We start from the raw sequence: 7,395 nt of genomic DNA on the forward strand, positions 1-7,395 counted from the left end.
GGCGCTCTCGCACAGCGTGACGGGATGTATATCCCGAAAAATCTCGATCCAGGGCAAACGTATTGGGGGCAGAAATTCATCAACTACGCAGCAGCTGCCGAAAATATCGGTGCGTTTGGGAAAGAAGTTGGTGGAGCGCCATTACACCCCGACGCCACGATACCGGACTATATGGAACAAAATGATGCATTCCCAACGAGTCAGGAAGAATTTGACAGAATGATCACCGTCCCACCGGGGAAAACGGCTGAATATGGTGCCGCCTGGGGAACCAAATTCAATAATATTCTTGAATAAAAGAACCAATTTAACAACTTAATATGGAATTCTAAGCTAGTTATTACAGATTCAGAATATCACTTAGAATATTAACAATACTATGAATATTGAAGTGGATCAGGAACGGCTCCGAAAAGATATTGAAGAAAACGGACGCATCGGTCAAGTTGAAACTGACGAGGGGTGGGGTCGAACCGTCCTAACGGGAACCAAGGATAATCGTCGTGTTCGAGATAGATTCGTTGAGCAAATGGAATCAATTGGCTTAGACGTGCGAGTTGATTCCATTGGAAACATCGTTGGCAGATGGATGCCGTCAAGTGTAAATGAAGATGCATCAGCGGTAGTAGCGGGAAGTCATCTCGACTCCGTACCATACGGAGGGATATTCGATGGCCCCCTCGGTGTCTATGGGGCACTCGAAGCTGTGCGAGCGATGCAGGACGCCGATATTGAACCAACCAAGCCAATAAAGGTAGTTTCATGGACTGAAGAAGAAGGTGGCCGATTCGGCCCTGGACTTCTCGGATCTGCTGTTGCAACGGGTACCTATCCTGTTGACGACGCACTTAATCTCAGAGACAATGGCGGACGAACACTCGAGTCGGAACTTGAGCAAATTGGTTACTGTGGTGACGGACTTTTAGATCCCTCGTCATGGGATGTATGGATCGAACTTCACGTGGAGCAAGGAATGTATCTGAAAAATACAGAAAAAACGATTGGAATTATAGAAGACATTGCTGGAATTGCACAGTGTAAGACACTCATTAATGGTATGGCTGATCATGCTGGCGCAACACCAATGTACGATCGGCAAGATGCGCTTGTCGCAGCGGCTGAGTTCATTCTTGATAACGAACGAATAGCCCAAGATATGGTAAATACCGATAGTCCTACCGCGGTTAGCACTGTCGGAGCAATCGATGTTTCACCAAATGCGACTAATGTTGTTCCCGGTAATGTTAAATTAGAATCTGATATTCGTGATATTAAGAGGGCCTCGATTGAATCGATTATCGATCAGTGCCGAAAAAGCACTGCCCGAATCAAACGTAACCGATCTGTGGAAGTATCATTTGAAAGTACAATTCTAGCACCTCCCACTCAGATGAATAAACGATGTGTCGAGACGGTATCTAACGCTGCAAGACGGATGGAAATTCCCAATACGAAAATGTATTCATCGGCACTTCACGATACGTCGAACTTGGCTAGAGAGACTGATGTCGGTATGATATTTGCACCCTCAGAAGGGGGTTACTCGCACTCGCCACAGGAGTGGACAAAATGGGAAGACTGTGCCGCCGCGACAAATGTGTTAGCTACAACGATGGCAAATCTAGCTACCGAGTAGACTATAGAGCATCCTGAATATAAAGTGAACTACCTCACTCTACTCACCACTTCCATAGTCCGCTTCTCAAAGTGTCATCAGAATCTCCGAGTTCTGTCTGCTAACCAGAAGTCGTCGACTGCTGGAATGTGGTTTTCCGTTTGTACGACGCACTTCGCAGATATGGAGGTATCCGTAGGAATCGAGTCGTACTGGAAAGCGTAATGGTTCGACAACTTGTGAAGACTCCCGTCGATTTTGTTCATCCCGTTGTAACGCGAACAACGACCTTCTGCTGTTCCTCCTATTTTGAAAATCCGTGTTCCTTCTGTGAGAGGTCGCGCTGAACGCATTCAGGTCTCTCACGGCATCACTGAAGCGGAACTCTCGATAACATATCCATCGGTGTCGTGCGCGTATTTGAGAATCATCACATCGATACCAAACGATCTTCCCGTGGTTTTTTAGCTTCCCATCATTTTTATTTAATATAGAGCTGACTCAACAGGATTACGGATATACTTGTGTAACGGTGAAGGAAATAGAATGTACAATAATTCCGCTATTCAGTTTGTATAGAAGACGTGGAGAAGGATCAATCCTAGGAACGATTGATTAACGATAATATGAATTCGGCGTGTATCTATGCCTTCAGAAGAATACACGAACGCCACTATCCTAGAGAAGACAGATATCAAACTAACCGAGATAGTGGTCGAAAAGAACCGGGAGAGTGTCGCTGAAGCACTCAATTCTGAAGACAACGCTACCAACGGTTCAGGAATCCTCTCAGAGTCAGAATTAACTCGTCTTCTGTATCCGAAAAATTGCAGACTAGATGGTATTGAGATATGATTAATCCGTCTTCGAAGCGAAAACAGCCGGGAAACGTCTTTCTAAACGAATCAAATCCCAGAAAGCCACAATCAGAGGTTAGTTGTGCAGATCCGTTTTGATCCAATCTGTGAATATATCGATATCTAGATGCGCAATCATTTCTAGCTCATCAGGACACAGCTGAATCGATTCATCTTGTTTTTTTGCTCGAAGATCTATCCAAATATCCTCATCCGTTTTTTCTTCAGAGACAACTACAAAACCGAATTCATTTGAAACCGCTGTCAAACGTGTTGTGGCAGATGTGTTCTCTGGCCCAAAATGGGTTATATTCGTATTTCCGGTAGTATCCGAAAGGTTGGCCAACTTGGCGTTATCCTGCCACGTGAGGGCTTCCAAAGCTACTGCATCCAGCGCAATCGATTCAGTCGGTGTGGCGATCTTGAGGCGTTCACCTTTCGGTGTTTCAACTCGGCTAATTCGAATAGTTGTGTCTGTTCCATCTAGTTCTGTGAGTAGAGTTTGATTCATAATTACTCTTTATTTTACAAGAAGAAGGAAAGATTTCGACTGTCCAGAATCGACTGGTCAAGATACACTACCCGCTCGGAGAGCTTAAATTCGCCATCCAAACGACGCAATCGGTCTTCACGCTCCCCAACGATAAGATCATAGTCAGTTGTATCACCTTGGCTCCGATAGAGCATCAGATTGCTTTTTACGATGACATCGTCGACGTCGTCATCAGGCAGTTCCTCAGGTCGAATATTGGAGACAAGTCGTCGAGTCCGAGACGGAGGATTTTCCGCCCAAGCATAATCGTTGTCGAACCGGTCGATGCGGGTAGATAGTGTTCCGTGATCGTCGCGATAGAGATAGCCCTCTTCACTAAACTCCGAAACTTCTGAATTTCTCTCTCGAGTAACCCGTCGAGGTACACGATAGTCAATATCTTCAGTAAGTAAATCAAACCAGTCGTGTAGACGATTATCATCCAGGAGTGCTGCTTCATGGTTCAGGAAATTAGTACACTCTAATTGAAGCTCAAAATTTTCCATACTCGTTCTGTTCTCGGATTTACTCATTTGAATCACCGATTTTTTGACCCTTCATTGCTCGGTACCAACTCCGATAGAATGTCTGCATTGTTCCATCCTCAAATGCAGAGTTGATAACATCACCTGGACCCTCCCAATCCTCGGAAATATTCTCTGCATCACTCATCTCACCAATTCCCATCTGATAGTTGGATTTCCGTTCCATTTCCCGAACGAAGGTACTACCCGCTGCTTCAGTAATACCATCCCATACCGCAAAATCGTCTACTTCGAAATTGCCAGAAACACTGAACGTAGAAATACCGGTGTCGTACGCTCGATCTTTGAATTCCTGTGATGCGTTCTTCGGGACGAGAATCCAGTTCCAGATTTGCGTCTTTTCTGGGCTGATCGGCTGCCACTTACGGATCGTCAGGAATTTTGTTAGTTCCCGATTGTCTGGATCCGCATTTTTCAGTGTATTGTTAAACGATAGGTTGGGAAATATCGTACCTACAATTGAAACGTGGTTTTTCGAAATCATATATTGTTTGTCGGAGAGATGTTCGTCGGTGAAGATCTCCTCTGGATAACCACCAGGGCTCTCCTCAAAGTAAGATAGAGAACAGGCATGGCCACTACAATTGGTCACGTCAAGAGATGTTCGGTTGCCAGCAAGTGCGGTCAGATCTGAAGGGAATATGTCCAGATCCATCGTCGATCTGTGTGCAGCTGGCACATGATACGCATCACCAGTAAAATTATCCGCCGCAATTTTCCAGTTAGTATCTGCTTCCCACCGAATAGGTTCACCAACGACTTCGAGTCCACCCTCTGCGAATTTTAGGTTGATATCCAGATACCACTTAAAATCGCCGAGGTATTCCTCAAGCGACGGTGCATCATCGGAGATAGAGGCAAAGACAAGACCTGCATACGTGTCAACTTGTGCTGGAGACTGGAGCGCAAATTCACAGGTATCCATTTCTTTATAGCACTCTTCTTTGTGTGGGACTCCAACCAGCTCACCAGTATTTTTATACGTCCAGTTATGGTAGGGACAACGGAAATGCGTAGTATTCCCTTGTTCTGCTCGAACTACGGTCGTTCCTCGATGGCGGCATGAATCGAATAGGACTTGGATTTCTCCATTTTCATCACGAACAAATATCACAGGGTTATCAGCGATATATCTTTTCGCATAGTCTCCTGGTTCCGGAATCTCTGATTCGTGTCCGATGAAAATCCAATTTCGAGCATAAATTCGTTGGAGCTCTAAATCGAATATATCGGAGTCATTATGAATCTGTGTCGGGATCTCACCCGTCCCAGTTATATCACCAACTTCTTCGATGACTCGCTCGAGGCGGGTAGGAGTGTCGTCGGTTACTTCCTTGGTCGCCATAGTACATCTGTTCAATTGTTAGCAAAGATGTTAGATACAATAGTGCCACTTGGTTATGCATTTATATACTCTCATAGCGCGAAGAAGTGTTCAATACGGTGAACCGGATACCAACTGACGTGAAGGGGAAATGATTCACCAGCTCGATCTTGCTCGGCCGTATTCTCTACGCTAAAGTTAAACACCTTTACCCCATAGCGTTAAACCAAATGTGGATCAATACCGTGGTAATGATACGAACAATCAGTAGCTGGATCGAAAAAAGAAGGCAAAAGTCGGTCGTCGAGCCTGATAGTGATCTTGCGGAAAAAACAGAAACCACATCCACGTCAGATGGGGTCGGGTATCGACCACCAAACGGGTAGAGAATCCTATGATCGAAGGAACTGTTCTAGACCTACAAGTTTATCGGTAACGACCATAGCTAAGATGGCAATAAAGATATATACGCTGGAGATAGCCGAAATGACTGGACTAATACTGCCACGGATCGAAGTGTAGATCTCTACAGGCAAAGTAATTGTTCCCGTTGAGGTTATGATGAGACTAACGATGAACTCATTTAGTCCTAACATAAAGGTCAACAGACTACCCATAATGATACCAGGCATAAGGGCAGGAATAGTCACATAAATGAATGTTTGTAACTCTTCCGCCCCCAAACTCTTTGCTGCGTCTTCCAGTCGATTATCAAGTGCGTTCACACTGGATGAAACGCTCCAAATCATAAACGGGATGTTGACGATAGCCAACGCAAGTCCGACTGACCAAAGATGATCCAACCAACCCAGTTGGCCGAAGATGATGAGTAGAATCACTCCGGAAACGACGAGAGGGATCATAAACGGAATCAAAAGATAGAGTTGTAGAACATTCTTGAATGGGAGATCGTAACGGTGGAGTCCAATTGCAGCCATCACACCAACAGGAATACTAACGGCCGTACTGAACGTTGCTACGAATAAGGACCGCGTAAATGCTGATAGATAATTATCTGAATCTAGCAGTGCCTGATACCACTTCAATGAAAATTCCTCTGGTGGGAACGTAATGATTGAACTCGATCCAAATGAGGTTACCAAGATAATAACAGTGGGCAAAAGAAGGAAGATAATCTCCAAGACGGCCACTGTGAAAATGAACCGATGCTTACTTGACATCATTCGACGTACGTAATGAAGATTCATGCTGCCTCCTGGTCAAAGCTGAGTTGTCCCATACCGTACAATCGGAAGATGATGACGACGAAGACAGACGTGAGTAGCAGAAGAACGAGACTGAGAACCGCTGCAAATGGATAATTCCCATCAGCAAATAGTTTGGTGAAAATACGGTTTGAAACAACGTCCTTGCTGCCAGCTCCGAGAAGCTGTGGGATTGCGAAGGTCACCATAGTAATACTAAACACAACCACAGTGGCAGATGTTAGTCCAGGCTTTGCCAGAGGAAGAATAACGTAACGGAAAGTCTCCCACCGATTTGCTCCTAAGTTACTGGCTGCCCGTTCTAGGTCTTGGTTGATATTGGCAATTGCCGGAGAAAGCATAAGCACGGCGTAGGCAAACATATGATGTACCAGGCCGATAATTACGGCAAGATCACTACCAATTAGATCAACCGGGTTACTACCGAATGTATTCAACAACCAGTTAACAATGCCGTTCTGACCCATCACAATCAGCCAACCATATGCCCGAATGATAGGACCAGTAAAGAACGGGACAAACAGAGCAACCATTAACAGATACTGGAAGACTTTCCGGTCTGTGCGTATGATAATATATGCATATGGAATTGCTAACCCGACAGTAAGCACGGTGGTGATGATTGAGTAACTCAGTGTCCGTTGGAAGATTGAATGTACCGCTTGAGTCTCGATGAACCGTTGCCAGTTTTCAGTTGTGTACGAATAGATCAAAAATTCAAGCGGATCATAGGTGAGAAAACTGTACCGTAACAAAACGAAGAGACCAACAAACAAAAATCCGATGAGCAAAATGGCTGGGAGGAACAAATAGTATCCCTGTCGCTCATAGCTGCTTTCAAAGTCAATTGGTGATCGTTGTTTCAAGGAGATAATTAAGTCCATTATCTCCCACTGGACTTCTAGACGTTTCTGGTGTACTGATTCTCGAATTTCCATATGTACTTGCCGTATATCGGTGATTATTTTGCAATCGATCTATAATTATAGATTCGTTCAGTTATTCCATAATATTGCTAAATTGGGTACCCCAACTCGAACCATATTCGACGGCTTGTCTGGGCGAGATAGTGATTAGGCTGTTAAACTCCTCCTGACTTGTTGGGAAAGCATTGTTCCCTTCCATATAACTGGGTATTTCGGCATCTGGATGCAGTGGTGCGCCACCGACTCCCCCGGAGAATGAACCGATATTTTCGGCAGCTGCTGCGTAGTTGATGAATTTCTGCCCCCAATACGTTTGCCCTGGATCGAGATTTTTCGGGATATACATCCCGTCACGCTGTGCGAGAGCGCC

The 7,395-nt window shown here is 44.9% G+C and carries 7 protein-coding genes and 2 pseudogenes; 3 read left to right on the forward strand and 6 right to left on the reverse strand.

Annotated features, from left to right (window positions below):
- The 3 genes and pseudogenes from BLV25_RS17600 to BLV25_RS17140 all read left to right on the forward strand — a co-directional run.
- A pseudogene (locus tag BLV25_RS17600) lies at nt 1–297 on the forward strand (ABC transporter substrate-binding protein); the annotation flags it as partial.
- Between the two features lie 82 nt (nt 298–379).
- Nucleotides 380–1,636 (forward strand): Zn-dependent hydrolase, encoded by a 1,257-nt coding sequence (locus tag BLV25_RS16485; RefSeq protein WP_218128663.1) that lies wholly within the window; start codon nt 380–382, stop codon nt 1,634–1,636.
- Between the two features lie 624 nt (nt 1,637–2,260).
- Entirely contained in the window at nt 2,261–2,470 is a 210-nt protein-coding gene (locus BLV25_RS17140) for a hypothetical protein (RefSeq protein WP_143114519.1), read from the forward strand.
- A gap of 78 nt (nt 2,471–2,548) precedes the next feature.
- On the opposite strand, the gene BLV25_RS17145 is transcribed toward BLV25_RS17140, so the two are convergent.
- The 6 genes and pseudogenes from BLV25_RS17145 to BLV25_RS17605 all read right to left on the reverse strand — a co-directional run.
- Nucleotides 2,549–2,983 carry a hypothetical protein gene (locus BLV25_RS17145; RefSeq protein ID WP_143114520.1) on the reverse strand — a complete coding sequence of 145 codons (435 nt, stop codon included), beginning with the start codon at nt 2,981–2,983 and terminating at the stop codon, nt 2,549–2,551.
- A 14-nt stretch (nt 2,984–2,997) separates the two neighbouring features.
- On the reverse strand, nt 2,998–3,537 hold the full coding sequence (locus BLV25_RS16490; RefSeq protein WP_092735448.1) for an aromatic-ring-hydroxylating dioxygenase subunit beta: 540 nt from the start codon (nt 3,535–3,537) through the stop codon (nt 2,998–3,000).
- Nucleotides 3,530–4,894, reverse strand: coding sequence for an aromatic ring-hydroxylating oxygenase subunit alpha (locus BLV25_RS16495; protein ID WP_092735449.1), 1,365 nt, complete (start codon nt 4,892–4,894; stop codon nt 3,530–3,532). Before BLV25_RS16495 ends, BLV25_RS16490 begins: the two co-directional genes overlap by 8 nt.
- Before the next feature lie 371 nt (nt 4,895–5,265).
- A complete protein-coding gene (locus BLV25_RS16500) occupies nt 5,266–6,024 on the reverse strand; it encodes an ABC transporter permease (RefSeq protein WP_256335787.1) in 759 nt (252 codons plus the stop codon).
- Nucleotides 6,025–6,077: 53 nt separating this feature from the next.
- Nucleotides 6,078–7,037 carry an ABC transporter permease gene (locus BLV25_RS16505; protein WP_256335788.1) on the reverse strand — a complete coding sequence of 320 codons (960 nt, stop codon included), beginning with the start codon at nt 7,035–7,037 and terminating at the stop codon, nt 6,078–6,080.
- A gap of 61 nt (nt 7,038–7,098) precedes the next feature.
- Nucleotides 7,099–7,395 (reverse strand): annotated as a pseudogene (locus BLV25_RS17605) (ABC transporter substrate-binding protein); the annotation flags it as partial.

The sequence above is a fragment of the Halopenitus persicus genome (assembly GCF_900107205.1).
GTDB lineage: Archaea > Halobacteriota > Halobacteria > Halobacteriales > Haloferacaceae > Halopenitus > Halopenitus persicus.

Coding starts and splice junctions, on each gene's coding strand:
- BLV25_RS16495 (WP_092735449.1), bottom strand. CDS start 4,894: ATGGCGACCAAGGAAGTAACCGACGACACTCCTACCCGCCTCGAGCGA.
- BLV25_RS16505 (WP_256335788.1), bottom strand. CDS start 7,037: ATGGAAATTCGAGAATCAGTACACCAGAAACGTCTAGAAGTCCAGTGG.
- BLV25_RS16490 (WP_092735448.1), bottom strand. CDS start 3,537: ATGAGTAAATCCGAGAACAGAACGAGTATGGAAAATTTTGAGCTTCAA.
- BLV25_RS17140 (WP_143114519.1), top strand. CDS start 2,261: ATGCCTTCAGAAGAATACACGAACGCCACTATCCTAGAGAAGACAGAT.
- BLV25_RS16485 (WP_218128663.1), top strand. CDS start 380: ATGAATATTGAAGTGGATCAGGAACGGCTCCGAAAAGATATTGAAGAA.
- BLV25_RS17145 (WP_143114520.1), bottom strand. CDS start 2,983: ATGAATCAAACTCTACTCACAGAACTAGATGGAACAGACACAACTATT.